We start from the raw sequence: 25,827 nt of genomic DNA on the forward strand, positions 1-25,827 counted from the left end.
ATGAACTGGTGATGGAAAACCCGATATTATACCTCAAAACTACATGCTATTTTTCTGTGAATTACCCAAGCCGCGAAGCAAAGCTCTTTCTTCTTCCGTGAGTTCACTCAAACTTTTTTCTTTAATCGTATCAAACAAATTGGTGTGTGCTCGTTGTTGCCGCATCTCTATTAGTTGCTTCCTTGCACCACTTATTTCAAGAGCAACATCCAAACTTTCATCCAATAATTGCAACTCACGCTCAACTTCACGCATGAGCTTTGGATCTGACTTATCCTGCATGTGGTGCAAAATCGCGGCTGGCTTGGAGCTTGGATACAAAATAGCCGCCTCAATTCCAGCACGCAACATTTTATCCTCATCCGTCTCGCCTTTAATCAAACTTGAATCTTGCGCGCTCACGAGGTCAGGCCGCATCAACAACATCAATAAGAATCTACGGTGGATAGACACAGGCGTTCGGGTTTGCTTTGGACGCGCTTGTTGCTGCCGCTGAATATTTGGCAGTTTCAACATGCCTTGCATTTCATCTTGCGAAACACCCGTCAGCTCAGCGATTCGCTTACTCAAAAAAAGACGTGAGCGAGGCGCTTGAATTTGCTGCAAAATCGGCTCCGCATCATTCAAAAAGCGCACTTTATCTTCTTGCGATTGCAATGGATTGTCTGCACTTAAATGCTGAATAATGTATTGCGAAAGTGGCAATGCTGTTTTTACTTTAGCTTCAAAAGCTTCTTTACCAAACTCACGCACAAAACTGTCAGGATCATGTTCCGACGGCAAAAATAAGAAGCTTAGTTTTAGACCATCTGTTAGCGCAGGCAATGCATTCATCGCTGCGCGCCATGCAGCTTTTAAGCCAGCATTGTCACCATCAAAGCAAAATACAATTTCATCTGTTTGGCGTGTTAATTTTGCAATATGAACTGGCGTAGTTGCGGTGCCTAAAGCCGCCACTGCATACTCAATGCCGTATTGTGCTAGCGCAACCACGTCCATATACCCTTCAACCACCAAAGCGCGACAAGCATCGCGCATGGCGCGGCGCGCCATAAAGAGGCCATATAGCTCATTGCCTTTTTGAAACAAGGGCGTTTCGGGAGAGTTGTAATACTTAGGCGTATCTTCTGGGTCGATAACACGACCTCCAAATCCAATCACCTGGCCTTTTTGGTCGTGAATCGGGAACATAATACGATCGCGAAAACGGTCGTAACGTTTACCTTGCTCATTCTTGACAACAAGGCCTATCGTTTCTAGCACTTCACTCTCGTATTGAGGAAATACTGATTGTAAATTTTGCCAGCCCGCAGGCGCATAGCCCACCTGAAAGTTTGCAGCAACCTGTCCACTCAAGCCGCGTCCTTTTAAATACTCGATAGCCCGTGGGGATTTTTTTAATTCAGCACGATAATAATTAAGCGCGGTTTGAAGCGCCTCTTGCATGCCAGGGATGATCTTTTGTTGGGGCTTATCCGTATCACGCGTTTCCTCGGGCACAATCATGCCTGCGATTTTTGCGAGCTCTTGCACCGCCTCCACAAAACTTAATCCTTGATACTCCATCAAAAAACCAATGGAGGTGCCGTGCGCACCGCAACCAAAGCAGTGATAAAACTGCTTAGTGGGACTTACTGTAAAAGAGGGGGATTTTTCATTGTGAAAAGGACAGCAGGCAGAGTAATTCGCACCGGCCTTTTTGAGCGGAACGCTTTTGTTAATCACGTCATAAATATCAACGCGATTAATAAGTTCTTGGATAAAGCTTTCTGGAATCATATTCTTAGGCTTATCGTATCAAAATCGTTTAGGGTTACAACTCAAAAAATAGTGACGCAAAGATCATCATAACGCATCGCCAACTAAAACAAAAAAGGAGCTAATCGCTCCTTTTTTCATGTTATAGCTTGCCAAGATACCGTTTATTTAGATGCTGTAAAAGTTATGCGCCGAGTCTTATTTTAATCAAGCCCGATATTTTTCCCATATCGGCACGCCCAACAACCAGCGGTTTAACTGCGGCCATCACTTTACTCATATCCTTGATGCCTGCAGCGCCTGTTTCAGCAATCACTTGCTCCAAAATTTCAGCGACTTCATCATCGGTTAACGCCTGCGGCAAGTACTCTTGCAATACTGTCACTTCAAACTTCTCAATATCAGCCAGATCATGACGATTAGCAGCTTCATATTGAGAAATAGAATCACGACGTTGTTTAAGCATCTTTTCAATCGCTTCGATTACCTGCATATCATCAAGCTCAATACGCTCATCGACTTCACGTTGCTTGATTGCTGCTTGTAACAAACGAATAGCACCTAAACGCGCACTATCTTTGGCGCGCATTGCATTTTTCATATCTTCAGAGATGCGCGCTTTTAATGACACTACCAACCTCGAAATTCTTAATTAACTTCACTACAAACTTGAAACAACAAACCAGCACTAAAAATATTAGTAAAGTTTTGGCGCCAAAGTTTGGTTACGAATACGACGATAGTGACGTTTAACAGCAGCTGCAGCTTTGCGTTTACGTTCCCATGTTGGTTTTTCGTAGAATTCGCGAGCACGCAAATCTGTCAACAAACCAGTTTTTTCAATAATGCGTTTGAAACGGCGAAGCGCAACGTCAAACGGCTCATTCTCTTTTACACGTACACTAGACATAGAACTCTCTCTACTTAAATTTTGGTCGAAATTGCGGAAAAGTTTGCTATTCTATCGGTTAAACCACAATTTATCAAACACTTTGCGCCCAAAAACGCATCAACATTCAGATAACGCTCAAATATGCTTATTTTAGGAATTGAATCTTCTTGCGATGAAACAGGTATCGCACTTTATGATACCGAACGCGGATTACTTGCTTATGCACTCCATTCACAAATTGAGATGCACTCGGAATACGGCGGCGTTGTCCCAGAACTTGCCTCGCGCGACCATATTAGACGCGCCTTGCCACTCATCCAAAAAGTACTAAACGATGCAAAGCTAGCGCTATCAGACATTGATGGCATCGCTTACACACAAGGCCCAGGACTTTCTGGAGCGCTATTGGTTGGCACCTGTATTGCCGAGTCTTTAGCCTTCACGCTCAACGTACCCACTATAGGCGTTCATCATCTAGAAGGACATTTACTCGCGCCACTTCTCGAAGAAAATCCGCCTCAATTTCCATTTGTCGCGTTGCTTGTTTCTGGTGGGCATACCCAACTAATGAAAGTAACAGGCGTTGGCGAATACGAACTACTAGGCGATACCCTTGATGATGCAGCTGGCGAGGCATTTGATAAAACCGCAAAACTATTAGGCTTAGCCTACCCTGGCGGCCCAGCCGTATCAAAATTAGCAATCCAAGGCTCAAAAGGCCGATTCAAATTACCGCGCCCCATGTTAAATAGCGGCGATTTAAATTTCAGTTTCAGCGGCTTAAAAACTGCGGTACTCACTTTGGCAAACCAAAATGAAAGTGACTTACAAACCAAGGCTGACATTGCTTATGAGTTTCAAGAAGCCGTAACCGAAATCCTCACCACCAAATGTATGTCTGCATTACGCCAAACAGGGCTTGATAATTTGATTGTCTCTGGCGGGGTGGGTGCTAATAAACGATTACGCGAACAACTGAATTTCGCAACCAAGCGCAAACTTTGCCATGTGCATTATCCACGCTTAGAGTTTTGCACCGACAATGGCGCGATGATCGCGTTTGCTGGGGCGATGAGATTGAAAGCGCTTGAAGGGTCTCAGCCAAGTCACAGCTTTACGGTGCGCCCACGCTGGGATTTAGCTGAGTTACAGAAACCGCAATAAGTGCGTAATGCTACTTCTTGCCGAAACCTGACTCCGTACCATTAAGCAGTTTTTGGATGTTGGTTCTATGGCGCCAAACCAGCATCACCGCCAAGAACACAAAAACAATCTCGTAATCACGATACGCCTCAAACCAATTTAATGAGCCCGCATAAATAGGTAACAAAATTGAGGCCACAATGGCTGCCAATGATGAGTACTTAGTGGCCGCGAATACCAACCCCCAAGTGAGCATCGTCAGAAGCGCGAGCCAGGGTGAAATCGCTAGCAAAATCCCCAAAGCCGTTGCCACACCCTTACCGCCTTTGAACTTATAAAACACAGGGTATAAATGCCCCAAAAATACAGCAATCGCAACAGCACTGGTCACCCACATCAACCCGCCATCTGGTTGCATCAAAAACCATACTGGAAACCAACCTTTAAAAGCATCACCTAACAAAGTCAACGCAGCCGCTGATTTTTTTCCACTACGCAGTACATTGGTTGCACCAGGGTTGCCTGAGCCAACAGTCCGTGGGTCAGGTAAGCCAAAAAGCTTGCTGATTAAAATACCAAAAGCGATAGACCCAAGAATATACGCCGCAACGATTTGTACTAATGCAATTGGGCTAACGTCAATAAAACCTAACTCATTCATGGCGAGATGCTCTAAAATCCAAAAGACTTATTCTAAACCATATAGGCATGATCGGCATGGACATCATTTTTTTAAGCGAAGTCAAAATTCAGACCAAACTTGGCGTACCCGAATGGGAGCGCGTGGTGCCGCAGACGATCGTGCTAGATATTGAAATCGCCATGCCAAATAGCTCCAGCTGTGTCACGGATGAAATCGCTGACACCATTGATTATGGCCTTGTGGTTGCTCGCTTACGTGATACTTTGAATGAAAAAAGTTTTAAATTGGTCGAGGCGCTCGCAGAGCATCTTTGCCAACTCATCATCACAGAATTCAAAGCCCCTTGGGTTAAGATTAAAGTGGCAAAGCCTGGTATCTTACCTGGCGTGAAGTCGCTTGGCGTGGTGATTGAGCGAGGAAGTAAATCAGCTTAACCGCGCGGATGGTGTGCTGTGTGTAACTGCTTCAATCGTTCTCTCGCCACATGGGTATAAATTTGCGTCGTCGAAATATCCGAGTGGCCCAATAACATCTGTACCACACGAAGGTCCGCCCCGTGATTCAATAGATGCGTTGCAAAAGCGTGTCGCAACACGTGAGGTGACATCGGTTTATGGATGCCGGCTACCAAAGCATATCGTTTAATCAAATACCAAAAAGCCTGCCGCGTCATAGCGGCGCCGCGCTGCGTTACAAACATGCTATCACTGAGACGCTTTTCTAAAATGGTTGGGCGAGCCTCTTTTAAGTAACGTGTCAGCCAATCAACGGCCACTTCGCCCATAGGCACAAGACGAGTTTTACTGCCCTTACCCGTGACGCGAACTACGCCTTCAGAAAGACTCACTTCTGTCACTTTTACGCCAACCAATTCTGAGACACGCAAACCACTTGCATACAGGAGCTCAAGCATTGCCCGATCTCGCAAGCCAATGGGGTCATCTAAATTCGGCGCACCGAGCAAAGACTCAACATCCTCTTCACTTAGACTTTTCGGGAGTGAGCGTGGCAACTTGGGTGACTCAATTTGTAAGCTTGGGTCTTGTGCGATTTTATTTTCTCGCAAAGCAAAACGATAAAGACGTCGCAAACTCGCAATTAAACGACTAATACTGCGCGGCTTGCTCACAGGGAACCTAAACGCCAAATATCGCTGAATATCAAACTGTTCAACCTGCAACAAATCCTTAGCTGCATCCTTTTCTAACCAAACAGCAAACTGTGCTAAATCTTGGCGATAGCTATCTAATGTATTGCGGGCTAAACCTTCCTCCAGCCATATCCTGTCGATGAACTCATCCAAAATGGCCTGATTATTTATTGATAAGTTATTTTGATTCATGTGCCAACAACCATGATTTAATTTTTAGCCCACCATCCACACCCTGCATAAAACCACCTAATCCATTTTTAGCCACCACGCGGTGACAAGGAATAAGCAAGGGTAAGCTATTGGCGCCGCAAGCATTCGCAACTGCGCGTGGTCCCGAACCAATTTTTTCAGCCAGCTCTGAATATGTCAGCACTTCTCCAACAGGAATAGCAGAAATGGCCTTCCAAACACGTTTTTGAAATGGGGTTCCTGAAACCGCATAAGGAATATCTAATGTTGAGTCTGCTTGCATAAAATACTGGCTGATTTGATGTGCTATGTGTTGTGCAAATTGGTGAGAAGTCTCAGGCGCACCTTGCTGGATAGGAAACAGCTGAATACCAACGACACAATCACTTTCAATATGAATGCCAACCCCGCCGAATGGTGCATTGATAACTACATCGTGATATTGAATACTCGGCTTAACCATGCGCTTTATATTAGCCTAATTTATAAAAATATAGATAATAAAAAAGCCCCAGACTTTCGTCTGAGGCTTTTAATTTTGAAGCTTTGAATAATAAAGCTTAGCTTATTCTGCTGCTTCCGGCGCCATCACCTCACGGTCACGTGCTTGCAATTTCTCTTTAATACGTGCAGATTTACCTGAACGCTCACGCAAGTAGTAAAGTTTGCTACGGCGAACATCACCGCGGCGTTTTACTTCGATGCTTGCAATCAATGGTGAGTAAGTTTGGAATGTACGTTCCACACCTTCACCTGATGAAATTTTACGTACGATGAATGAAGAGTTAAGGCCACGGTTGCGAATAGCGATCACAACACCTTCGTAAGCCTGCACACGTTTACGTGTACCTTCAACAACGTTTACACCAACCACAACTGTGTCACCTGGTGCAAAGCTAGGAATCGTTTTGCCTAAACGCGCAATCTCTTCCTTTTCTAACATTTCAATAATATTTGCCACTTTCGTGCTCCTTCTAGTTATGCGAATCTTGTTCCTGCTTTTCATTAAGCTCAATATCAAGCTCTGCTAGCAGCCGAGATTCCTCTTTTGACAACGACCTTACGGCCAATAAATCGGGACGTTGATCCCGAGTTCTTTTCAATGACATTTTTAAGCGCCACTGTTTAATCTTTGCATGGTTACCTGAGGTCAATACATCCGGCACTTTTACACCGGCATATTCTTCAGGCCTAGTGAAATGCGGGCAATCCAGCAAACCGTCTACGAATGAATCTTCTATCGCAGAATCGGCATCCCCTAATGCGCCAGGCAATTGTCTAACAATCGCATCCATTAACACCATCGCTGGCAACTCACCGCCAGACAACACATAATCACCAATCGAGTATTCCGCATCGACCAGACGATCTAACAATCGCTGATCCACTCCCTCATATCGACTAGCTAGCACTACCAATCCTTGCTCGGCAAACTCTAAGTCGGCAATCAAGTCCATCACAATCTCATGCGTGAGGGGCTTACCACTTGGTGACATATGAATCACCTTAGGCTTTGCTACGCCAGCTGCCACTTGTCTTGCTTTAGCAGCTTGTATTGCCTGTTCTAAAGGCTCCGCCAACATCACCATGCCAGGGCCACCGCCGTATGGTCTATCATCAACCGTACGATGATTGTCTGTTGTGTAATCCCTAGGATTCCACAACGACAAACTATATAACTTATTCTCTATTGCTCTTGCAGTAATCCCATGCTGACTAATCGCGTCAAACATTGGTGGAAACAGAGTGACGATATCAAACTGGATCACTTACTCATCCCACTCTATAGGCCAATCGACCGACATCGTTTTTTCTGCAATGCTTACATCTAAAATCGTTTGATCAACAAAAGGCAGTAAACGCTCTTTGCCATCCTTCGGGTCTTTAACGACAATCACGTCATTCGCACCCGTTTCAAACACATCGCTTACTAATCCAAGCGCAATGCCTTGTTGATTAGTGACACTCAACCCAATTAAATCTGACCAGTAGTACTCACCTTCATCCGCTTCTGGAAATTCTTCACGGGGCACAGCCACATGTTTACTCTTCAAAGCGAGTGCGGCATCTCGGTCATTGACGCCTTTTAGTTTGACCAACAAAGTATCGTTATGCACTTTTGCTGTTTCAACCAAATACTTTTGCCAAGGCGAATTCTTGATACCTGGCTGAGTAGAGTTATCATCTCTTCCCAACCACCAATCAGGGTAATCCAGCAGGCTATCGATAGACTCTGTGCTAGTTTGCACTTTTAGCCATCCAAAAATGCCATAAGGGGCGACGATGCGCCCCATGACTACCATATTACTCACTGATTGTTTTACAACGACGCTTCATTAAGGCTACACAGGTAGCCTTAAGAATTATTCAGCGTCAGATGCCTCAGGAGCAGCTTCTTCAGCGACAGCTTCTGCAGCTGGCTCTTCAGCAGCAACTTCTTCTACAGCAGGTGCGGCAGCAGCAGCTTCAGCCGCTTCTTTTGCAGCAGCCTCTTCTTCAGCTTTCTTAGCAGCAGCAGCTTCTTTTGCAGCAGCAACTAATTTAGCTTCAGCAGCAGCTTTAGCATTTGCAACTTTAGCAGCGTCTTTTGCTTTCTTAGCGGCCATGAATTCTGGGCCTTTAGCATTGTCTTTAACCAAGCGAGCTACACAATCAGATAATTGCGCGCCATTGCTTTGCCAATGACTGATACGTGCTGTATCTAAGCGAAGACCTTCTTGGCCTTCTTTAGCTGATGGGTTGTAGAAGCCAACACGCTCAATAAAGCGGCCGTCGCGACGATTACGTGAATCTGCAACTACTACGCTGTAGAAAGGGGTCTTCTTCGCGCCACCGCGGGCTAGTCGAATGATTACCATAATATTTTGTTCTCTAATCGTTTTTACAGAAAGGGGCGGATTTTACGTTATTTTCGAATGCTTTGGCAAGGTAAATATGCGGTATTTGCAAATTTATCTGATTGCCTTTACTAAGCCGGCTGTTGGTAGTGTGTTGGATCAGGTAATCCTGCGCCAGAAAAGCCATCTTTTCGGAATCGGCAGGAATCACACAAGCCGCATGCACGTCCATCAGCATCAGCCTGATAACAAGAAACCGTCATCCCATAATCAAACCCTAAAGAATGGCCACATTGAATAATTTGTGCTTTGGTCATGTCAATCAGCGGCGCATGCACTGTAATGGTTTTGCCCTCAACTGCGCTTTTGGTGGCTAAGTTGGCCATCCGCTGAAACGCGGCCACGTACTCTTGGCGGCAATCAGGATAGCCAGAATAATCTAGTGCATTCACCCCAATAAAAATATCTTGCGCAGCCAAGGTCTCAGCCCAAGCCAGCGCTAATGACAACATAATGGTATTGCGGGCTGGCACATAGGTCACAGGAATGCCATCACTTGGGGTTTCTGGCACATCAATATTGTTGTCGGTAAGGGCAGAGCCGCCAAACATGGAAAGATCTAATTGCACCGTTTTATGCGCTTTAGCCCCTAATTTATTTGCAACACGTTCAGCTGCTTGCAGCTCAGCCACATGGCGTTGGTGATAATCCAAGCTTAAGCAATAACATTCATAGCCTTGGCTTTTAGCAATGGCCAACACTGTCGCGGAATCCAATCCGCCTGAAAGTAAAACAACCGCTTTTTTCATTGCCTACACACCAGCCTTTTCGCCCCAAATCACTTTATGTAATTGCACCTGCATACGAACCCGTAAATGATCTTGCAATACCCATGCCGCTAATTGATCTGGTGGAAGTGTTTTGTAAACGGGTGAAAAAAGTACGGGGCATTTGCTATTCAAATCATAATCAGCGATCACCTGCTTCGCCCAATCGTAATCAGCTCTATCCACCAGCACAAACTTCACTTCATCTTTTGCTGACAAAGCTGCAACATTACTCCAAAGGTTTTTGCTTGCTTCGCATGAGCCAGGCGTTTTGATGTCCATAATCACAGACACACGCTGATCGACTTGGCTAATATCTATCGCTCCACTGGTTTCAATCGAAACCTGATAGCCCGCATCACAAAGCATCTTTAAGAGCTGATGACAACCTTTTTGCGCCAGGGGCTCACCGCCAGTGACGCAAACATACTGCGCTTTATAACTGGCGACTTTAGCTAAAATCTCTTCAAAACTCTGTGTAGCGCCCCCGTGAAACGCATACTCTGTATCGCAGTAACCGCAACGCAAAGGGCAGCCCGTGAGGCGCACAAAGACTGTTGGCAAGCCAACTCTTGATGACTCACCTTGTAAGGAATGAAAAATTTCGAAGATACGCAGAGACATAGTTGATTAAGAGGCTTTATATAAAGCCGGTCAGTTTATTTTTTGATGGATTCCAATACCGCTAATCGACGCTTTGCGTTTGGAATCAAATCGCTAGATGGATGTTGCGCAATTAACTCGCGTAGCGATTTTTTGGCGCCCTCGATATCAGAAAGCTGAATTTGGCAATTTGCAATATTGAATTTTGCGTCAGGCACCTTTGCGCTATCAGGAAACTGCGCGATTAACTTTTGTTGCGTTGCAATGGCGGCTTTGTAGTTTTTCAAAGAAAACTGCGCATAACCCAAACCATATTGAGCATTGGGGACTTGCTTGCTATTCGCATAGCCTTGTAAAAACTTATCAAATGCATCAAACGCTTCTTTATATTTACCTGCTTGAAGAAGGGCTTGTGCACCCTCGAACGCTTTCGATTCTGGACTGCTTTCAGCTGGCGTTGTATTGGTACTATTAATTTGCGCTTGCGGCTCTTTGATTTCTGTTGCTGTATTCGTCGCTGGACTGTTGCCAGCTTCTAATTTACGCAAACGACCATCGGTGTCTGCATATAAATCTTTTTGGCGCTGTTGCGCAACATCGATATGATGTTGCGCGACTTCCAACTCGCCTTTTACTTTATTTAACTCTTCATTCAGTCGATCAATTTGACTCAATAAATCCATCAGACCTTGGCTTTTAATCACATTCTCAATAGAAAGAATGCGCTGTTCCAAGGCCTGCTGAGATTTTTTTAAGGCATCAAGTGCCGTTTGCGTAGCCTGATTCTGGGCCTCTGTTTTTTGTTGTAAATCGACAATCTGCTGCCGTGCTTCTTTGTCATCAAACAAAGCTGCATGCGCGAATGGCGACACACTCAATAAATAAACGCTTATCAGAATCAGTTTACGCATATTGATTATTCGTTTTCGTAAACGATATCAACACGACGGTCTTGTTGGTAACAAGTTTCGTCTTTGCACTCTTTCGCTTTTTCTTCGCCATAGCTCACAGTTTCGATTTGCTTATCTTGTGCACCCAACACATTCACAGCTTTTTTAACAGCCACTGAACGACGTTGGCCCAATGACAAGTTGTATTCACGTGAACCACGTGCATCCGCATTGCCTTGGAAAATCACTTTGGCGTTTGGATTAGCAACCAAATACTTCGCATGCGCTTCCACAAGAGGACGGAACTCAGCTTTGACTTCATCTTTATCGAAATCAAAATAAACACTGCGTTTAGAAAGAATGTTGTTTGGATCTTTTAAAGGATTAACAGACATTTCAGTTTGAACTGCCGATGCTGTAGAAGCACTTTCGTCTTTAGCTGGAGCACTTGGTTGACTCGTTTGACTAGATTTGCTGCTTTCTACAACTGGCGCTGCCGGTTTATTTTTAACTGCGTTGTTTGAACATGCAGCCAGTGTTGCTGCCAATAACACGCTCATTAATATACTTTTCTTCATCATCTTTCTCCTAAATAAAACTACAAAAATCTTTTCAATGTCCAACAAATGTATTTAGACAGTTAATTCTGTGAGCTGCCCCAGGAGGGCTCACGCACATCACCACCAGTATCTTTTAATCGTTGCTTAACTCGGCCGTCGACTGATACTGCCGCAAGAGAACCTTTGCCGCCGATGCTGGTTGCATAAAGAATCATTCTCCCGTTTGGCGCAAAGCTCGGCGATTCATCTTGAGTAGTATCACTCAGTGTCTGGACTTGACCTGTGGCCAAGTCTTGCACTGCCACCTTAAATCCTGCTGGTGTCTGCTTAATAAACGTCAGTAACTTACCATCGGTTGACAGGTGCGGACTCACATTATAAGAACCTTCAAACGTCACACGTTTTGCATCGCCACCGGCTGCCGGCATACGATAAATTTGTGGGCCACCGCCTCGGTTCGAAGTGAAGTAAATAAATGCGCCATCTGGAGACCACTCAGGCTCGGTATCAATACCGTTACTAAATGAAACTTGTTGCAATCCAGTGCCATCTGCATTGATCACATAAATTTGTGAGTTAGCACTGTAAGTCAGCACGATTGCTAGCTTTGTTCCGTCGGGTGACCATGATGGTGCGCTATTGTTGCCTTTAAAATTAGCCAGGACAATTCGTTGTCCAGAGATGAGCGACTGCACAAAAATCACAGGCTTTTTCTTTTCAAATGATACGTAAGCCAACTTCGTGCCGTCTGGCGACCATGATGGGGAAATAAGGGGCTCTTTGGAAGAAACAACCGTTTGTGGATTAAAACCGTCAGCATCCGCCACCTGCAATGAGTAACGGCCATTTTCTTTATTCACATAGGTAATACGGGTTGCAAACACCCCTTTCTCACCCGTCAGCTTCTCATAAATCATGTCGGCGATTCTGTGCGCTGTTGCACGTTGCTGGGCAGGCGTAATATTAAATTCCATCGCTAACAATTGATTTTGTTTGAGTACATCAAGCAGCCGGAACGACACTTTTAAACGATTGCCGGGCAAGCTTTCCACCGTGCCAATCGTTAACGCTTGGGCTTGAATACTGGTCCAGTCACTGTATTTTACTTCCGATAAGGTATGCGGTTGACTAGCAACACCGCGCGTTTCAAGCACGCGAAACAAGCCGCTTAAGCGAAGGTCTGCGCCAATCACCGGGCTGATATTATCCTGAGCGACTTGCGTCGGCGCAGCTTGAGCAGAAAAAGGCACAATCGCAATTGGAATTTGCTGGGCAGCTCCGCCCACAACTTCGACGGTCAGCTCCGCCTTCGCGATGATTGGCAAAAGTAAAAATAGTATCAAATAAAATTTATTTTTAAACATGGCGTGATTCTACCAAATTAGTTGGTGTCATTAGGTCGGAATACTAAATTTAACTCACGAAACTGGCTGAATAAATCCGCAGAACTTGGAACAGGCAATGGCTGTGATTCCAAAATCGCACGTTCTACAGCATCATCGCATGAAGACATCCCACTTTCTTTAATCAATTTTGGTCTCCCCATCACTTCACCCGTGGGCATCAGCGCGATCGTAAAACTGACTTTCATCGCCTTATCATTTCCACAAAGCTGTTTGTTGACATGCTGCTTAATTTTGCTACTGATGAGGCTCTTATATTTATCGACTTCGCCTGCGTTCGCAGACCCAGCCTGTGCAATTTGTGCAGTCTTGGAGCCTGACTGACTTGCCTCTGGTTTGCTTGGCTCACGCTTTTGAGATTGCGCGTCTTCCGCCAACAAGGATTGCTGTAGTTTTTTGAGCGCCTCTGCATCCGCCTTTGTTTTCTCAGGCTTGATCGGCTCTTTTGGCAATTCTTTAGGTTTCACTAGCTCAGGTTTTGGTGTTTCAATCTTTGGTGGTAGAACCGGCGTTTTTTTAGTTTGAATTTCAGCTTTCGATGTTTCTTTTACTTCAGCCTCAACTTTGGGCTCAGGCTTGATTGGCTCCAATACTTTAGGGGGTTCAGGTGTTGGGGTTGGATCATCGGGAGGCGCGGGCGTTGGTTCTGCTTTCGGGCTAGGCACACTGTCCCAAAGTTCAACCTGAGCAATATTCATGGGCTGAACCGTCTTCCACTGAAACGAGACCAAAAACAATGCAAACAGAAGGCCATGCACCAGCGCTGTAAAAGCACCAGCTTGCCAAACCACCTCTTTTTCATGCTGACGGAACATGTATTTTTAATTCGCTGGATTCAATAATAAGCCAGCTTTCGCGCCCGATTTTTTGAGCAAAGCGAGCACTTCAACCACCTGCTCATAGCCTACTTTTTTATCCGCACTAATCACAAAAGCGCGGTCCGGCTCTTTTGTTACTTGGTTTTTAATTTCAAATAATAGTTGGTCATTACTCATTTTCTTTTCTTGAAATAGCACTTTGCCATCCGCCATGACTGTAATCACCACAGGCGCGGTTTGCTGCTTGAGCACTTCAGCACCCACTTTAGGTAACTCAACCACACCCGGATTGGTCATCGGTGCAGTCACCATAAAAATGACCAGCAACACCAAAGTCACGTCGATATAAGGCACGACGTTAATCTGGTTCATTGCTCTGCGTTTACGAAGGCGCGCCATGCTTAACTCTTACGTTGCAAGATATTAGTGAACTCTTCTATAAAGCTTTCATATCTCACAGCTAGTCGATCGACAGAAGATGAAAAGCGGTTATAAGCAATCACCGCAGGAATCGCTGCAAATAGGCCAATTGCCGTTGCAATTAACGCTTCTGCGATGCCTGGCGCAACATGCGCTAAGGTGGCTTGCGCCATATTCGCCAAACCGCGGAAAGCGTTCATGATGCCCCAGACCGTGCCAAATAAACCAATATATGGGCTTACTGAACCAACAGAGGCAAGGTAAGGAAGATGAGAATCCAAATCATCCATTTCGCGGTTATAAGCAGCGCGCATGGCACGGCGCGAGCCTTCCATTAAATCACTCACTTCCAAGCCCGGCTGTTTTTTCAAGCGCACAAACTCTTTAAACCCTGCCTCGAAAATGCTCGACATCCCATGCGGTTTATTGCGGCCTGCAGACAAGCCATCATAGAGCTTATTCAAGTCACCACCGGTCCAAAAAGTATGTTCAAAACTTTCTGCTTCTTTTTCTGCGCGGCCAATGGTCATCACTTTAATAAAGATGTACCACCATGAAACGATAGACACAATCAGCAAAATTGCCATCACCATCTGTACTGGCAAACTAGCGCCCGTAATGAGCGTCGTCAAAGACATATCTGCGGCTGCGTTTACTGGCAATTCAGTCATCATTTCTCCACTATTTCTATTAATTAAATCTAAATGCTAAAGCGTTAACAAAGACATCATTTGGCTTGGAATGCTCACAGGCTTAAAGCTATCGGCGCCGATACAAACCACATCGACCTTGGCAGCAATTAAATGTTCATCGCCGCGATATATGTTTTGCTCAAACTCAAGCAAGCTACGACCCACCTTTAAAAGCTGAGTATTTACATTGAGCGCATCATCAAAATTAGCTGGCTTTTTAAAGCGAATTTGAATATTGCGCACCACAAACAAAACACCCAAATCATCCCTAAGCGCTGTTTGCATTAAACCGAGACTACGCAAAAACTCGGTACGCGCACGTTCCATAAAATTAAGATATTGGCTGTGATACACCACACCACCTGCATCGGTATCTTCCCAATAAACTTGTACAGGCCAATCAAATTTCATCTTCGTCTTTTCTAAACGTCTTCCGCCGCCCACAACTCACCCGTTGCTAGCGCCTTAGGAATTGGAAGGCCGAAATGTTGATAAGCTTGTTGGGTGGCAACACGGCCACGCGGAGTGCGCATCAAATATCCTTGCTGAATCAAATAAGGCTCAAGCACATCTTCAATCGTATCGCGCTCTTCACCGATGGCCGCCGCCAAGTTATCTAAACCCACAGGGCCGCCACCAAATTTTTCGAGCACAGCAAGTAAGAGTTTTCTGTCCATCACATCAAAACCAAGATGGTCCACATCCAACATCTTGAGTGCAGCATCGGCAATCTCTGAGGTCACAACCCCATCAGATTTTACTTGTGCGTAATCACGCACGCGGCGCAATAATCGGTTGGCGATACGTGGTGTGCCGCGTGAACGCTTGGCAATTTCAAGCGCGCCATCGCCCTGCATCGCGACTTCTAAAAGCCCAGCTGAGCGATCAACAATCCGTGCCAATTCTTCTGAAGTATAAAACTCTAAACGCGACACAATGCCGAAACGATCACGCAAAGGATTCGTCAACATACCTGCACGTGTGGTAGCACCCACTAGCGTGAAAGGCGGCAAATCCAGACGCACTGAGCGGGCAGCAGGCCCTTCACCAATCATAATATCTAAACGGTAATCTTCCATCGCCGGATACAAAATCTCTTCAACAACTGGCGATAAACGGTGAATTTCATCAATAAATAAAACATCGTTAGGCTCAAGATTTGTGAGTAGTGCCGCTAAGTCGCCAGCACGTTCAAGCACTGGGCCTGACGTTTGGCGCATATTCACACCCATCTCTTTTGCGATGATGTGTGCCAGGGTTGTTTTACCTAAACCTGGCGGGCCAAATAACAAGACATGATCCAAAGGCTCACTGCGGCCACGTGCCGCATTGATAAAGATTTCTAGCTGACCGCGCGCTTTTTCCTGGCCGACATACTCATCGAGTGCTTTAGGGCGAAGCGCTCTTTCCAGCGTTTCTTCTTGCTGGGTTAAGGGCTCAGCGGCAATAAGACGATCGGTTTCAATCATGATTTAGACAATGCCTTTAGGGCAAGTTTGATACCTTCAGAAACGCCCACATCAGGCGCTAATTGTTTCACGGCAAGCAAGGCTTCTTTTTCGTTGTAGCCCAAAGAAACGAGTGCGTTAAGCACATCGCTAGCAGCTGATTTGGGAGCATTAACATTGCCAGTCAGCCCCTCAACCGAGAATTTATCTTTAAGCTCGAGCAACAAACGCTCTGCTGTTTTTTTACCCACGCCAGGCACGCGCGTTAGCAAGCCTGTTTCTTGCAAAGCAATCGCTTGAATTAAATCCTCAACGGACAAACCACTTAAGATTGAAAGTGCAGATTTTGCACCAATGCCATTCACTTTAAGCAATTGTCTGAATGTTGCTCGCTCACGCTCCGTGCCAAAGCCATACAATAACTGCGCATCTTCACGCACGACAAAATGGGTCAGCAAGGTGAGCGTTTCACCAATATTAGGTAAGTTATAAAAAGTGCTCATTGGCACTTCACATTCATAACCCACACCATTGCAATCGATCACCACATGCGGCGGCGTTTTTTCAAGCAATATCCCTTTTAAGCGAGCAATCATACGAGCCTACCTCCTTTTACACGGTAGCCAGCGGTGGCAAGCTTACCCATACCCTGACCGCCATGCGCATGCGCAATCGCGCATGCAAGCGCATCAGCAGAATCGGGTTTAGGTGTTGCAGGAAGTGTGAGCAGACGTTTGACCATTTCTTGGACTTGCTCCTTTGCGGCGTGACCGTTACCGACCACCGCTTGTTTGACTTGTAGCGCCGTATATTCCGCCACACTTAAATTTCTTATGACTGCCGCGCTAATTGCAGCACCTCGGGCTTGGCCCAAAAGCAAAGTTGATTGAGGATTCACATTCACAAACACTTTTTCGATGGCAACCTCGTTCGGCTTGTAAGTATCAATCACCTCAAATAAACCATCGATAATGATTTTTAACCTCGCTGGCAACTCTTCTCTATCTTCTGTTTTTGCGCTGGCAGTTTTAATGGTGCCGCTCGCGATGTAGGTGATTTTATCGCCTATTTTTTCTATCACACCAAAACCAGTGAGTCGCAGGCCTGGGTCTATGCCCAATATTCTGACGACATTCACTGGGGCGTGATGCAAACTCACTACTCTTCGATTACCGCTGAAGTGTAAACCTCTTGCACATCATCCAAATCATCAAGCGCATCAAGTAGCTTCTGCATTTTTACCGCATCATCGCCAGTAAACACTGTTTCGTTATCTGCCTTCATGGTGACTTCAGCAAGCACTGCCTCTAAACCCGCCGCTTCCAATGCTTCTTTGACTACAGAAAAATCCGCTGGCGTGGTCATCACTTCAATACTGCCATCATCATTATTGATAATGTCTTCAGCACCCGCTTCTAGCGCAACTTCCATGACTTTATCTTCATTAGTGCCTGGTGCAAATAATAAGCTACCGCAATGCTTAAACATAAAGGCCACAGAACCATCAGTGCCTAAATTACCCCCAAATTTCGTAAAAGCATGACGCACATCCGCAACAGCACGATTTCGATTATCCGTTAAGCAATCGACAATGACCGCTGCGCCGCTAATGCCATAACCTTCGTAACGAATTTCTTCGTAGTTCACACCTTCCAGGGTGCCGGCACCGCGCTTAATCGCATTTTCAATATTGTCTTTTGGCATGGATTCGCCTTTAGCTTTTTCCACTGCCATCCGTAAACGGGGATTGGTGCTCGCATCAGCGCCACCCATACGCGCCGCGACGGTAATTTCTTTAATGAGACGCGTAAAAATTTTGCCACGCTTAGCATCTTGACGACCTTTACGATGCTGAATATTGGCCCACTTGGAATGCCCTGCCATGACCTAACCCTCAATTGCTGAAAAATAAAGCAATTTTAGCATAAAGCGCTCAGGCTTTTTAATCTTGAAAGCATCAATCCTGACCCATGGCTGGTTCTATTTCTTCTTTCGCTTGCATCGCATGAACAGAAATTACCACCAACGCGAGCCCGATAAACCCCATACCAAAAATCTCTGATATAGATGGTTCTTCGCCCAACTGAACCCAAGCAGCTAGCACCCCAATGAGTGGGGCTAACATTGACGTCATGCTTGCAACGCCAGCAGCAAGTCTTTGCAATGCGTAAAGCCAAAGCAACCAAGCCAGTGCATTACATAAAATCGCATTAAATCCGATGGCTGCAAACAATCTTGGCGACCAATCAATCGGTGGCGCTTCCACCCAAAATGCCACCACCACTAAAGGCAACGAGCCGAACAACATTTGCCATGCGGTCAATGACACCAAATCTAAATCTGGTACACGATGATGTAGCTTTTTGGCCAAAATCACCGCTAGCGCCCAAAATACCCCGGCCATTACTGCTAATGACATACTGAACACATCACTGCCTAAATGTAGTGGATCAAAAATAAGCACGAGACCTAACAGCGAAGCAAAAACCGCCACCCACTGCATCCCCCGTATTTTTTCACCCAACAGAGGCCAAGCAAGCACCATCACCCAAAATGGCATGGTGTAAGTCAGCACTGCCGTTTTACCCGCACCACCATGCACCAGCGCCCAAATAATCAAACCGGTAAAACCGCAGGTTTGGAGTATCCCAAGTAAAATCAACGTGGGTAGCTCTCTTGGGCGCAATGGTTTTTTGAATACGACCAAAACACCCATCAGGCATAAAGCGCCCAAGAAAGTACGAAGTGCGCCAAATTGAAACGGCCCTGCATCAAGCAGCGCGTATTTCATCACCACCCAGTTATAGCCCCACAAGAGTGATAACAACACCAACGCGCCAAAGGCTTTTAAGGTTGTTGATTTTGATGCACTCATTGACTCACCCTTTAGTGATTCGTCCGTTAAGAAATACTCGATTGTATTAACAAAATTTGTTGCTGTTTTAGCGCTGCATCTAATAAAAAAAGGCGCTAGCCCTGATAGAGATTAGCGCCTTTTGAATGAATCTGACATTACTCACCAATAATCTTAACCAACACGCGTTTTTTGCGGCGACCATCAAATTCACCATAAAAAATCTGCTCCCAAGGGCCAAAGTCTAAGCGACCCTCGGTGATCGCCACCACTACCTCACGACCCATAATCTGGCGTTTCATGTGGGCATCTGCGTTATCTTCTCCCGTATCGTTATGGCGATAATTGCGAATAGGCTCATGTGGCGCAAGACGTTCTAGCCATTCTTTATAATCGTGATGCAAACCTGACTCATCATCGTTAATAAACACACTCGCCGTAATGTGCATGGCATTCACCAACACCAAGCCCTCACGCACACCGCTTTCACGCAAGCATTCATTAATCTGGTGGGTGATATTAATCAAGGCCACACGAGTCGGTGGATTAAACCAAAGTTCTTTACGATAGCTTTTCATGATGTTTATCTTATTGATAGCTTTGCCGTCTGATGCTTACTTTTTAGCCTGTGAAGTCTCTTTCACAATAAACCAATGGCCATTTTCATTCTCAAAGCGCAATACTTTCACCACAGTATCGCTGACCTTGCCGCTGGTATAACGCTGCACAAAGCTCACCTCAGCCTTATTAGCATCCGCACCAACTTTCACGTTCTCTAACACCAAGGAAATTTCAGCAGGATTAGATCCAAGACGTTGTTTACGTTGCGCGATCCACGCTTTTTGGCTCATGCCTTCTGGCTTAAAGTTTGCTGAGTAAAAACTTAAATAAGCATCGGTATTTTTGCTACGCCAGGCACTCGCCCAGGCATCCAAGGTGCTGAGCACTGCCGCTTGATCTGTCTGTTTTGTATCCGCTTGTGCCACCTCTTGCTGCACATCTTCTTTGGCGACTAATTCTTTTTCCGGCAAGGTTGGCGGTGCAACATCCTGAACGACAACGGCTTCGGGGACCACAGGCACGGCTTCTTTAACCGGAGCCGGCACGGGTGCTGGCTCTGCTACCTTAACCGGCTCAACCACGTTAACCACTGGTGCGGTTGGCGCAGCTTGTGGTTGCGGATCGCTTTCCCAAAACTTGAGCTTACCTAACCAGCTTTTCTCAGCAGCTTCTTTGGCTTCTGCTTTAGGTGTCGCTTCTTTTTTAGCGACCGCCGCTGAAGGACTTGGCGTGACTTTAGAAACCTTGGCGGCTGAATTCGCCTTACAACCCACATACTTTGTGGTCTCATTGATCACCAAGCTCACATCGTCGCTGCTCAAATCTAATTTGCTAATGCCATTTGTATAGACTTTGCTTGCGCCAGACTGTGCCAATAACACTTCACGCTCAGGCAAAATCAGCCATGCAGAAGCGCCGTTGTCTAGCATGCGTACAAAAAACTTTTTATTGCCCTCACATAGATAAGGCACGGAATTCGCTGGCTGATAAACACGTGGCACATCATTATTACCAAAAGGCCAAACTTTCATGCCGGCCAAATCCACGTTGGTTAAATCTTTAACGGTGCTACAGCCAGCAAGTAATCCACCTAGTATTAACATGCCAGCATTTGCGGTATTGATTAATCGTTTTTGCATCACGAGCCTTATCATTTATAGAGTTTTTATCACCAAAATTAGATTATAGCTAAAAGCGACTCAATCTTCTCAAAACTTAAATGATGCGTTTTTATGCTGTTAAGGGCATCTGCAATTATCTATAAAATTGAACTCATTCAATTTGTTAAATAGTATAAAAGTAGAAGAGCGGTGTTTAGACTATGGCAATCATTGCGTTTTTGGTATATAAAATATATAGTTAGCCAATATTACTCTTGTGTATTATTCATCAATGTTGAATAAATTTATTGATATTGTCACTCAAGAACCAAGGCACAAAACCGCTGCCATTCCTGGAACCATTACCTCCGTTCCAGGCTACCCCACTAAATTAAAAGTCTATATCAACAACGCCTCACCTTATTGGCAAGCGAGTTATTACGACCAAGGCACCACCTATCGGCACAGTTGTAAAACGATGGACAAAAAAGAAGCCTACAAGCGTGCCATTCAGTTTTATGAAATGTTGATCCTCAAAAAGTATCAACATGCTTATCACCTGAAAGACCACGAGTTTGCCGTCACCTTAGAGAAGCCGCACAACCTCACTGAACACTTACAGGTGCAACAAATTATTCAAGAATGGCTGAAACGCAAGGCCCCGCTTTGGACGCCTCGTCACAAGATAGAAGTAGAGCGGCGCTTAAAAAACAATGTGATTCCGCTCATCGGCAAACGTAATATCCAAAAAATTACCACCGCCGACGTGCTCGCGATTATTAAAAAGGTGGAAGAACGCGGTGCATTTGATTTAGCCAAAAGAGTGCTGAATGATTGCAGCCAAATATGGCGCTTTGCCATGGCCTCGGGCTTTTGCAAGCGTAATATTACCGATGGCCTTACCGTGGTTTTACTCCCGCATTCCGTCACGCCGCAAAAAGCCGTATCGCTAGAAAAGCTACCCAAGCTCATGCGCGACATTGAACAATACAGCAAACCCAATGAAGAAAAAGTGCGCCTAGCCTTAAAGCTACTGGCCATGACCTTTGTACGCAAAAGCGAATTGCTATATGCCAAATGGACTGAGTTTGATTTAAACGCCAAACTTTGGAAGATACCCGCAGAGCGAATGAAAATGCGGGTTGAACATACAGTACCCCTCTCAAAAGAAGCGCTTTCAGTGCTACACGAACTAAAAGAAAAATTTCCTAGCGACGAATATTTATTTCACAACGGCGACCCAAGTAAACCAATCCGTGACAACGCGCTCATCGAAGCGCTTTACTGGATGGGCTACAAAAACCAAATGACCGCGCATGGCTTTCGCGCCATCGCCAGCACGGTATTAAATGAACGAGAATTTAGAGCCGATGTGATTGAAAGACAACTCGCCCACATTGATGGTAACCAAGTGCGCAGAGCCTACAACCGCGCCGAATATATGGAGGAACGTATGGAAATGATGGAGTGGTGGAGCGACTATTTACATCAAATATCGAAATAATTTTTTATTTGACAGCGGTAGCTAGACTACTATTATTTTTTTAGTATTTCATATAGAAATCAATTAGATGATGTCTTCATTACAGCTGCTGGTGCTTTAGTAGCATTCTCATCTGCAGCTAACGCTGGTATCACAATCCCAGCTGGTGATTGGACTGTTGACATCGGTGGTAACGTTAACGCTTACTACACAAATGTACAATCAAAAACAACTACAGCAGCTGGTGTTTCAGCTGATGCAGCTGATGCAAACACTATCGGTACTGGTCTATTGCCAGCTGCTTTTGGTATTGGCGCTAAAACACGTCAAAATGATTTGGACATTGCGTTCCAATTCTCATTCTTCACTGGTACATCATCAGGTGAAAACGGTGTTGCAGGTTACGGCGCAGCTGGTAACAACACATTGAACATTCGTCAAGCATTCTTGTCATTCGGTGATGCTTCATGGGGTACTATCAAAGCTGGTCGTGACCTAGGCGTGTTCGGTTCTGATGCGATCTTGTCAGACATGACATTGTTAGGCGTTGGTGTTGGTGGCCCAGCAGGTGGTTCATCTACACTAGGCCGTATCGGTTCTGGTTACATCTACGCTGACTGGAAAGGTCAAATTCAATATGCTTCACCTATCTTTAATGGTTTCCAAGTTACTGGTGCTGTAGTTGAAAACTTCCGTCCAGGTTCTGCATACAATAAAGACAACTTAGGCTATGAAGCTAAGGCAACTTATGATTTCGCAGCTAATGATGTAACTGGCCGTGTTTGGGTTTCTGGTATTACACAAAAATCTGAAGGCACAAACAACTATACATCACGTGGTTTCGACGTTGGTGCTAAAGCTTCATACGCTGGTGCTTCTGTAGTTGGTTACTACTATGATGGTGAAGGCTTAGATGGTCAAACTGTTCTTGGTGGTCTATTCAACGCTAACGGTCAGAAGTCTAAAGATAGCGGCGGCTATGTTCAAGCAACATTCGCTGTTCCAACTATCGGTACTAAATTGGGTGCTTCATGGGGTGTTTCTAACTCAAAAGCAGCTAACGGTACATCATTCGATATTGAAAATGAATCATGGATCGTTGGTGCTTACCACCCGTTGACAAAGAGCTTGAACTTGGTTGCTGAATACACACAGCAAGAAATCAAGAACAACGCTGCAACTGGCTCAGCTGTTAAGAAAACAGAGAACGACACTATCTCTCTAGGTGCTATCTTATTCTTCTAGGATTTAATTCTTAGTTAGACTTAAGTTAAAACGGCACCTTAGGGTGCCGTTTTTTATTGCTCAATACAAAAGGTATCACTATGAAATTATTAGCTGCATTACTAACTCTTACTTTATCTGCTTGTTCTAGCCTCTCAAATCCACAAGGCGCTGCACAGCCAGTGCAAACCCTAGACTATAAAAATAAGATTTACAAAGCCACGTGTAATGGTGCTGTAGAAGACTGGCCTAATTGTTTTGACCGCGCAAAACAAACCTGCCCAAATGGCTATGCGCAAAAAGAACGCAACCAAAGCCCTGTAGGTGGTAAACGCGAGCTAGTGTTTCAGTGTAATAAATAGTGTTGCTAATAAAATAATACGTACTTACAATGTACATATGGATTCAATAAAGTTTGAATGGGATACGCTTAAAGCTGCCGCTAATATTAATAAGCACGGCGTCTCTTTTGAGGAAGCTCGCACAGTCTTTTTTGATGAGCATGCAAAATTGATTGGCGATCCTGACCATTCTGCAAACGAAGATCGGTTAATTTTATTGGGTCTTAGTAGCGGCCTTCGAGTGTTGATTGTCTGCCATTGCTATCGCAGTAAGGGCAATGTTATTCGAATAATATCCGCCCGTAAAGCAACCACTAACGAAACAAAAGCATACGACTAAGGTGAATATCATGCGTGAAGAATACGACTTTTCAAAAGCAAAAAAGAACCCATACGCTGCTAAGCTTAAGAAGCCAATTACCATCCGCCTGGATGAAGATTCTGTGTCTTACTTCAAGGCGGTTTCGGAAGAGGTGGGTATTCCATACCAAAGTTTAATTAATTTGTATTTGCGAGACTGCGCGGCTACCCATCGGAAACTCAATTTAAGCTGGAAGTAACTTCATCCTCACTTGATGAACAACCTCTGACCAGTCACCAATTTTTTCACTTCGGATTAATTGAACACTTGGATACCAAGGGCTGTCGTTTTCATTGGTCATCCAGCGATAATCCGCTGAGTAAGGCAACAGCACCCAAGTTTGATGGCCTAAAGCGCCAGCCAAATGCGCAACAGAAGTGCATACCGAAATCACTAAGTCCATTTCTTGAATAATGGCGGCGGTATCCGCAAAGTCGTTTAATTCCTCTTGGTGGCAATGAAGTTGGGCTAGGTTTTCTAATGTAGGCTGATCTTCAGGCCGAATGTCTTTTTGTAACACATGAAATTCAAACGGCAAGTCGAATAAGGGCTTGAGTTGCGCTAGTGGAATGTTACGTCTCGCGCAGAGATTGTTATCGATTTGATTGGTCATCGAGCCTGACCACACAATGCCGATGCGTGGTTTGGTTTTTTGGCCTAACTTAGCCTGCCAGTATTGTTTTTTGGCATCGCTCACAGTGAGGTAAGGCGTGCTTGCTGGGATCGTTTCTAGGCTTGTTTTGAGTGCTAAAGGCAAGCTCATCACAGGGCAAACCATATCAAAAGCTGGTAATGCGTCACCTTCTTTAATCACACTAACAGTTGGCGACAAACTTGCCATTAATTCCACCAGTGAAGCTGGCGCTTCCAACATCACTTTTGCGCCTAACTTTTCTAGCATAGTCACATAGCGACAAAATTGGATTAAATCGCCAAAACCTTGCTCTGGGTGAATAAGGATTGTTTTGCCAGCGATAGGCTCTGCACCTAGCCATGTGGGTTGGCTATATTGTCTTGGCTTGCCACGTTCACCACATTGCCAGCCCCACTCGTACTCTTTCCAGCCTTTTTCATACTCACCCAAAAAAATGTGAGTCAATGCTTTATTCCAATGGGCAGACGGAATATTCGGCTGAAGCGCTAATGCGCGTTCAAAGCTGTCGATGGCTTCTTGATATTGTTTCAAATCCTTGAGGGTATTGCCGCGATTAATCAGCGCATTAATATCATTCGGATTGAGCCTGAGTGTTTGATTGTAGCAAGCCAATGCTTCATCCAAACGTGTAAGTTTTTGCAATTCCACGGCCATGTTGTAAAGCGCGGCAGGCTGCTTGGGATTAAGGCTGAGTGATTTTTTCAGCTGCTGAAAACCAGCTTCAGAGCGGCCTTGTTGCAATAGCACAATGCCTAAAGTCGTTAATATTTCCACCTGGTTGGGGAAATAACTTAACAGGGTTTTATACAAGCCTTCAGCATCAGTAAGTTTGCCAGCATGGTGCAAGCTTAATGCACGCTGATAGAGTTGGTCAGGGTTAAATGGTGGTTTTTTTGCGCTCATTTTTTGCAATTCAATCGGTTATTTACAGCATCCTAAATTTTAGCATGCGGTTATACTATGCAATGTTTT

The 25,827-nt window shown here is 45.1% G+C and carries 34 protein-coding genes; 7 read left to right on the forward strand and 27 right to left on the reverse strand.

Annotated features, from left to right (window positions below; genetic code table 11):
- Window positions 1-39: 39 nt before the first annotated feature.
- The 3 genes from dnaG to rpsU all read right to left on the reverse strand — a co-directional run bounded on the left by dnaG (window position 40) and on the right by rpsU (window position 2,668).
- Window positions 40-1,779, reverse strand: coding sequence for a DNA primase (dnaG, locus tag BN1209_RS07840; protein ID WP_045751680.1), 1,740 nt, complete (start codon window positions 1,777-1,779; stop codon window positions 40-42).
- 163 nt (window positions 1,780-1,942) lie between these two features.
- Complete coding sequence (locus BN1209_RS07845; protein ID WP_045752070.1) at window positions 1,943-2,389, reverse strand: GatB/YqeY domain-containing protein; 447 nt, start codon at window positions 2,387-2,389, stop codon at window positions 1,943-1,945.
- A 66-nt stretch (window positions 2,390-2,455) separates the two neighbouring features.
- The gene (gene rpsU / locus BN1209_RS07850) at window positions 2,456-2,668 is read right to left on the reverse strand and encodes a 30S ribosomal protein S21 (RefSeq protein WP_045751681.1); all 213 of its coding nucleotides are present in this window, start codon (window positions 2,666-2,668) and stop codon (window positions 2,456-2,458) included.
- A 123-nt stretch (window positions 2,669-2,791) separates the two neighbouring features.
- On the opposite strand from rpsU, the gene tsaD reads away from it, so the two are divergent.
- On the forward strand, window positions 2,792-3,814 hold the full coding sequence (tsaD, locus tag BN1209_RS07855) for a tRNA (adenosine(37)-N6)-threonylcarbamoyltransferase complex transferase subunit TsaD (RefSeq protein WP_045751682.1): 1,023 nt from the start codon (window positions 2,792-2,794) through the stop codon (window positions 3,812-3,814).
- Between the two features lie 10 nt (window positions 3,815-3,824).
- On the opposite strand, the gene plsY is transcribed toward tsaD, so the two are convergent.
- Complete coding sequence (plsY, locus tag BN1209_RS07860) at window positions 3,825-4,454, reverse strand: glycerol-3-phosphate 1-O-acyltransferase PlsY (protein WP_045751683.1); 630 nt, start codon at window positions 4,452-4,454, stop codon at window positions 3,825-3,827.
- Between the two features lie 56 nt (window positions 4,455-4,510).
- Here plsY and BN1209_RS07865 point away from each other — a divergent pair, with 56 nt between their 5' ends.
- The gene (locus BN1209_RS07865) at window positions 4,511-4,870 is read left to right on the forward strand and encodes a dihydroneopterin aldolase (protein WP_045752071.1); all 360 of its coding nucleotides are present in this window, start codon (window positions 4,511-4,513) and stop codon (window positions 4,868-4,870) included.
- Here the strand turns inward: BN1209_RS07865 and xerD are convergent.
- The 22 genes from xerD to BN1209_RS08935 all read right to left on the reverse strand — a co-directional run bounded on the left by xerD (window position 4,867) and on the right by BN1209_RS08935 (window position 20,830).
- Window positions 4,867-5,778: a site-specific tyrosine recombinase XerD gene (gene xerD, locus BN1209_RS07870; RefSeq protein WP_045751684.1), complete on the reverse strand. Its 912-nt coding sequence runs from the start codon at window positions 5,776-5,778 to the stop codon at window positions 4,867-4,869. The genes BN1209_RS07865 and xerD overlap by 4 nt on opposite strands.
- On the reverse strand, window positions 5,765-6,241 hold the full coding sequence (locus BN1209_RS07875) for a methylated-DNA--[protein]-cysteine S-methyltransferase (protein ID WP_045751685.1): 477 nt from the start codon (window positions 6,239-6,241) through the stop codon (window positions 5,765-5,767). Before BN1209_RS07875 ends, xerD begins: the two co-directional genes overlap by 14 nt.
- A 102-nt stretch (window positions 6,242-6,343) precedes the next feature.
- A complete protein-coding gene (gene rplS / locus BN1209_RS07880) occupies window positions 6,344-6,739 on the reverse strand; it encodes a 50S ribosomal protein L19 (protein WP_045751686.1) in 396 nt (131 codons plus the stop codon).
- A gap of 13 nt (window positions 6,740-6,752) precedes the next feature.
- Window positions 6,753-7,511: a tRNA (guanosine(37)-N1)-methyltransferase TrmD gene (gene trmD, locus BN1209_RS09135; RefSeq protein ID WP_231855168.1), complete on the reverse strand. Its 759-nt coding sequence runs from the start codon at window positions 7,509-7,511 to the stop codon at window positions 6,753-6,755.
- A gap of 36 nt (window positions 7,512-7,547) precedes the next feature.
- Window positions 7,548-8,081: a ribosome maturation factor RimM gene (gene rimM / locus BN1209_RS09140; protein WP_045751688.1), complete on the reverse strand. Its 534-nt coding sequence runs from the start codon at window positions 8,079-8,081 to the stop codon at window positions 7,548-7,550.
- Window positions 8,082-8,141: 60 nt separating this feature from the next.
- Window positions 8,142-8,636 (reverse strand): 30S ribosomal protein S16, encoded by a 495-nt coding sequence (gene rpsP, locus BN1209_RS07895; protein ID WP_045751689.1) that lies wholly within the window; start codon window positions 8,634-8,636, stop codon window positions 8,142-8,144.
- 110 nt (window positions 8,637-8,746) lie between these two features.
- The gene (gene queC / locus BN1209_RS07900; protein WP_045751690.1) at window positions 8,747-9,424 is read right to left on the reverse strand and encodes a 7-cyano-7-deazaguanine synthase QueC; all 678 of its coding nucleotides are present in this window, start codon (window positions 9,422-9,424) and stop codon (window positions 8,747-8,749) included.
- A gap of 3 nt (window positions 9,425-9,427) precedes the next feature.
- Window positions 9,428-10,066 carry a 7-carboxy-7-deazaguanine synthase QueE gene (queE, locus tag BN1209_RS07905; RefSeq protein WP_045751691.1) on the reverse strand — a complete coding sequence of 213 codons (639 nt, stop codon included), beginning with the start codon at window positions 10,064-10,066 and terminating at the stop codon, window positions 9,428-9,430.
- A gap of 35 nt (window positions 10,067-10,101) precedes the next feature.
- A complete protein-coding gene (gene ybgF / locus BN1209_RS07910) occupies window positions 10,102-10,956 on the reverse strand; it encodes a tol-pal system protein YbgF (RefSeq protein WP_045751692.1) in 855 nt (284 codons plus the stop codon).
- A 5-nt stretch (window positions 10,957-10,961) separates the two neighbouring features.
- On the reverse strand, window positions 10,962-11,495 hold the full coding sequence (locus BN1209_RS07915) for an OmpA family protein (protein WP_420885813.1): 534 nt from the start codon (window positions 11,493-11,495) through the stop codon (window positions 10,962-10,964).
- Window positions 11,496-11,575: 80 nt separating this feature from the next.
- On the reverse strand, window positions 11,576-12,859 hold the full coding sequence (gene tolB / locus BN1209_RS07920; RefSeq protein ID WP_045751694.1) for a Tol-Pal system beta propeller repeat protein TolB: 1,284 nt from the start codon (window positions 12,857-12,859) through the stop codon (window positions 11,576-11,578).
- A 17-nt stretch (window positions 12,860-12,876) separates the two neighbouring features.
- Window positions 12,877-13,713: a cell envelope integrity protein TolA gene (tolA, locus tag BN1209_RS07925; RefSeq protein ID WP_045751695.1), complete on the reverse strand. Its 837-nt coding sequence runs from the start codon at window positions 13,711-13,713 to the stop codon at window positions 12,877-12,879.
- Window positions 13,714-13,719: 6 nt separating this feature from the next.
- A complete protein-coding gene (locus BN1209_RS07930; RefSeq protein WP_045751696.1) occupies window positions 13,720-14,115 on the reverse strand; it encodes a biopolymer transporter ExbD in 396 nt (131 codons plus the stop codon).
- A 2-nt stretch (window positions 14,116-14,117) separates the two neighbouring features.
- Window positions 14,118-14,810 carry a protein TolQ gene (gene tolQ, locus BN1209_RS07935; protein WP_231855128.1) on the reverse strand — a complete coding sequence of 231 codons (693 nt, stop codon included), beginning with the start codon at window positions 14,808-14,810 and terminating at the stop codon, window positions 14,118-14,120.
- Window positions 14,811-14,843: 33 nt separating this feature from the next.
- Window positions 14,844-15,239 (reverse strand): tol-pal system-associated acyl-CoA thioesterase, encoded by a 396-nt coding sequence (ybgC, locus tag BN1209_RS07940; RefSeq protein WP_045751697.1) that lies wholly within the window; start codon window positions 15,237-15,239, stop codon window positions 14,844-14,846.
- A gap of 11 nt (window positions 15,240-15,250) precedes the next feature.
- A complete protein-coding gene (gene ruvB, locus BN1209_RS07945) occupies window positions 15,251-16,297 on the reverse strand; it encodes a Holliday junction branch migration DNA helicase RuvB (RefSeq protein WP_045751698.1) in 1,047 nt (348 codons plus the stop codon).
- Window positions 16,294-16,872 (reverse strand): Holliday junction branch migration protein RuvA, encoded by a 579-nt coding sequence (gene ruvA, locus BN1209_RS07950; protein ID WP_045751699.1) that lies wholly within the window; start codon window positions 16,870-16,872, stop codon window positions 16,294-16,296. Before ruvA ends, ruvB begins: the two co-directional genes overlap by 4 nt.
- Window positions 16,869-17,414: a crossover junction endodeoxyribonuclease RuvC gene (gene ruvC / locus BN1209_RS07955; protein ID WP_045752073.1), complete on the reverse strand. Its 546-nt coding sequence runs from the start codon at window positions 17,412-17,414 to the stop codon at window positions 16,869-16,871. Before ruvC ends, ruvA begins: the two co-directional genes overlap by 4 nt.
- Before the next feature lie 20 nt (window positions 17,415-17,434).
- The gene (locus BN1209_RS07960) at window positions 17,435-18,160 is read right to left on the reverse strand and encodes a YebC/PmpR family DNA-binding transcriptional regulator (RefSeq protein ID WP_045751700.1); all 726 of its coding nucleotides are present in this window, start codon (window positions 18,158-18,160) and stop codon (window positions 17,435-17,437) included.
- A gap of 73 nt (window positions 18,161-18,233) precedes the next feature.
- Window positions 18,234-19,151, reverse strand: a complete 918-nt coding sequence (locus BN1209_RS07965) for a DMT family transporter (RefSeq protein ID WP_045751701.1) — start codon at window positions 19,149-19,151, stop codon at window positions 18,234-18,236.
- A gap of 137 nt (window positions 19,152-19,288) precedes the next feature.
- Window positions 19,289-19,708 carry a secondary thiamine-phosphate synthase enzyme YjbQ gene (locus tag BN1209_RS07970; RefSeq protein ID WP_045751702.1) on the reverse strand — a complete coding sequence of 140 codons (420 nt, stop codon included), beginning with the start codon at window positions 19,706-19,708 and terminating at the stop codon, window positions 19,289-19,291.
- Window positions 19,709-19,744: 36 nt separating this feature from the next.
- Complete coding sequence (locus BN1209_RS08935; RefSeq protein WP_052661131.1) at window positions 19,745-20,830, reverse strand: YybH family protein; 1,086 nt, start codon at window positions 20,828-20,830, stop codon at window positions 19,745-19,747.
- Between the two features lie 253 nt (window positions 20,831-21,083).
- Here BN1209_RS08935 and BN1209_RS07980 point away from each other — a divergent pair, with 253 nt between their 5' ends.
- From BN1209_RS07980 to BN1209_RS08000, 5 genes are all read left to right on the forward strand, one after another.
- Entirely contained in the window at window positions 21,084-22,295 is a 1,212-nt protein-coding gene (locus BN1209_RS07980) for a tyrosine-type recombinase/integrase (protein ID WP_052661132.1), read from the forward strand.
- Between the two features lie 270 nt (window positions 22,296-22,565).
- Complete coding sequence (locus BN1209_RS07985; RefSeq protein ID WP_231855129.1) at window positions 22,566-23,519, forward strand: porin; 954 nt, start codon at window positions 22,566-22,568, stop codon at window positions 23,517-23,519.
- Between the two features lie 80 nt (window positions 23,520-23,599).
- Window positions 23,600-23,860, forward strand: a complete 261-nt coding sequence (locus BN1209_RS07990; protein ID WP_045751704.1) for a hypothetical protein — start codon at window positions 23,600-23,602, stop codon at window positions 23,858-23,860.
- 37 nt (window positions 23,861-23,897) lie between these two features.
- Window positions 23,898-24,179 (forward strand): BrnT family toxin, encoded by a 282-nt coding sequence (locus BN1209_RS07995; RefSeq protein ID WP_045751705.1) that lies wholly within the window; start codon window positions 23,898-23,900, stop codon window positions 24,177-24,179.
- 10 nt (window positions 24,180-24,189) lie between these two features.
- Entirely contained in the window at window positions 24,190-24,399 is a 210-nt protein-coding gene (locus tag BN1209_RS08000) for a BrnA antitoxin family protein (protein ID WP_045751706.1), read from the forward strand.
- Here the strand turns inward: BN1209_RS08000 and BN1209_RS08005 are convergent.
- A complete protein-coding gene (locus BN1209_RS08005; protein WP_052661133.1) occupies window positions 24,385-25,758 on the reverse strand; it encodes a tetratricopeptide repeat protein in 1,374 nt (457 codons plus the stop codon). The genes BN1209_RS08000 and BN1209_RS08005 overlap by 15 nt on opposite strands.
- Window positions 25,759-25,827: the final 69 nt, after the last annotated feature.

The sequence above is a fragment of the Candidatus Methylopumilus turicensis genome (assembly GCF_000953015.1).
In the GTDB taxonomy this organism is placed as follows: Bacteria; Pseudomonadota; Gammaproteobacteria; order Burkholderiales; family Methylophilaceae; genus Methylopumilus_A; species Methylopumilus_A turicensis.

What these genes read in the sequence shown, in the direction of transcription:
- xerD (WP_045751684.1), bottom strand. Translation starts at nt 5,778, where the DNA reads ATGAATCAAAATAACTTATCAATAAATAATCAGGCCATTTTGGATGAG.
- BN1209_RS08000 (WP_045751706.1), top strand. Translation starts at nt 24,190, where the DNA reads ATGCGTGAAGAATACGACTTTTCAAAAGCAAAAAAGAACCCATACGCT.
- BN1209_RS08005 (WP_052661133.1), bottom strand. Translation starts at nt 25,758, where the DNA reads ATGAGCGCAAAAAAACCACCATTTAACCCTGACCAACTCTATCAGCGT.
- plsY (WP_045751683.1), bottom strand. Translation starts at nt 4,454, where the DNA reads ATGAATGAGTTAGGTTTTATTGACGTTAGCCCAATTGCATTAGTACAA.
- BN1209_RS07995 (WP_045751705.1), top strand. Translation starts at nt 23,898, where the DNA reads ATGGATTCAATAAAGTTTGAATGGGATACGCTTAAAGCTGCCGCTAAT.
- BN1209_RS07980 (WP_052661132.1), top strand. Translation starts at nt 21,084, where the DNA reads ATGTTGAATAAATTTATTGATATTGTCACTCAAGAACCAAGGCACAAA.
- tolQ (WP_231855128.1), bottom strand. Translation starts at nt 14,810, where the DNA reads ATGATGACTGAATTGCCAGTAAACGCAGCCGCAGATATGTCTTTGACG.
- ybgF (WP_045751692.1), bottom strand. Translation starts at nt 10,956, where the DNA reads ATGCGTAAACTGATTCTGATAAGCGTTTATTTATTGAGTGTGTCGCCA.
- rpsP (WP_045751689.1), bottom strand. Translation starts at nt 8,636, where the DNA reads ATGGTAATCATTCGACTAGCCCGCGGTGGCGCGAAGAAGACCCCTTTC.
- rpsU (WP_045751681.1), bottom strand. Translation starts at nt 2,668, where the DNA reads ATGTCTAGTGTACGTGTAAAAGAGAATGAGCCGTTTGACGTTGCGCTT.
- trmD (WP_231855168.1), bottom strand. Translation starts at nt 7,511, where the DNA reads ATGTTTGACGCGATTAGTCAGCATGGGATTACTGCAAGAGCAATAGAG.
- queE (WP_045751691.1), bottom strand. Translation starts at nt 10,066, where the DNA reads ATGTCTCTGCGTATCTTCGAAATTTTTCATTCCTTACAAGGTGAGTCA.
- dnaG (WP_045751680.1), bottom strand. Translation starts at nt 1,779, where the DNA reads ATGATTCCAGAAAGCTTTATCCAAGAACTTATTAATCGCGTTGATATT.
- BN1209_RS07965 (WP_045751701.1), bottom strand. Translation starts at nt 19,151, where the DNA reads ATGAGTGCATCAAAATCAACAACCTTAAAAGCCTTTGGCGCGTTGGTG.
- BN1209_RS07990 (WP_045751704.1), top strand. Translation starts at nt 23,600, where the DNA reads ATGAAATTATTAGCTGCATTACTAACTCTTACTTTATCTGCTTGTTCT.
- ruvA (WP_045751699.1), bottom strand. Translation starts at nt 16,872, where the DNA reads ATGATTGCTCGCTTAAAAGGGATATTGCTTGAAAAAACGCCGCCGCAT.
- BN1209_RS07865 (WP_045752071.1), top strand. Translation starts at nt 4,511, where the DNA reads ATGGACATCATTTTTTTAAGCGAAGTCAAAATTCAGACCAAACTTGGC.
- queC (WP_045751690.1), bottom strand. Translation starts at nt 9,424, where the DNA reads ATGAAAAAAGCGGTTGTTTTACTTTCAGGCGGATTGGATTCCGCGACA.
- BN1209_RS07915 (WP_420885813.1), bottom strand. Translation starts at nt 11,495, where the DNA reads ATGAGCGTGTTATTGGCAGCAACACTGGCTGCATGTTCAAACAACGCA.
- BN1209_RS07970 (WP_045751702.1), bottom strand. Translation starts at nt 19,708, where the DNA reads ATGAAAAGCTATCGTAAAGAACTTTGGTTTAATCCACCGACTCGTGTG.
- ybgC (WP_045751697.1), bottom strand. Translation starts at nt 15,239, where the DNA reads ATGAAATTTGATTGGCCTGTACAAGTTTATTGGGAAGATACCGATGCA.
- rimM (WP_045751688.1), bottom strand. Translation starts at nt 8,081, where the DNA reads ATGGTAGTCATGGGGCGCATCGTCGCCCCTTATGGCATTTTTGGATGG.
- tsaD (WP_045751682.1), top strand. Translation starts at nt 2,792, where the DNA reads ATGCTTATTTTAGGAATTGAATCTTCTTGCGATGAAACAGGTATCGCA.
- BN1209_RS07960 (WP_045751700.1), bottom strand. Translation starts at nt 18,160, where the DNA reads ATGGCAGGGCATTCCAAGTGGGCCAATATTCAGCATCGTAAAGGTCGT.
- tolB (WP_045751694.1), bottom strand. Translation starts at nt 12,859, where the DNA reads ATGTTTAAAAATAAATTTTATTTGATACTATTTTTACTTTTGCCAATC.
- BN1209_RS07930 (WP_045751696.1), bottom strand. Translation starts at nt 14,115, where the DNA reads ATGGCGCGCCTTCGTAAACGCAGAGCAATGAACCAGATTAACGTCGTG.
- BN1209_RS08935 (WP_052661131.1), bottom strand. Translation starts at nt 20,830, where the DNA reads ATGCAAAAACGATTAATCAATACCGCAAATGCTGGCATGTTAATACTA.
- BN1209_RS07875 (WP_045751685.1), bottom strand. Translation starts at nt 6,241, where the DNA reads ATGGTTAAGCCGAGTATTCAATATCACGATGTAGTTATCAATGCACCA.
- ruvB (WP_045751698.1), bottom strand. Translation starts at nt 16,297, where the DNA reads ATGATTGAAACCGATCGTCTTATTGCCGCTGAGCCCTTAACCCAGCAA.
- tolA (WP_045751695.1), bottom strand. Translation starts at nt 13,713, where the DNA reads ATGTTCCGTCAGCATGAAAAAGAGGTGGTTTGGCAAGCTGGTGCTTTT.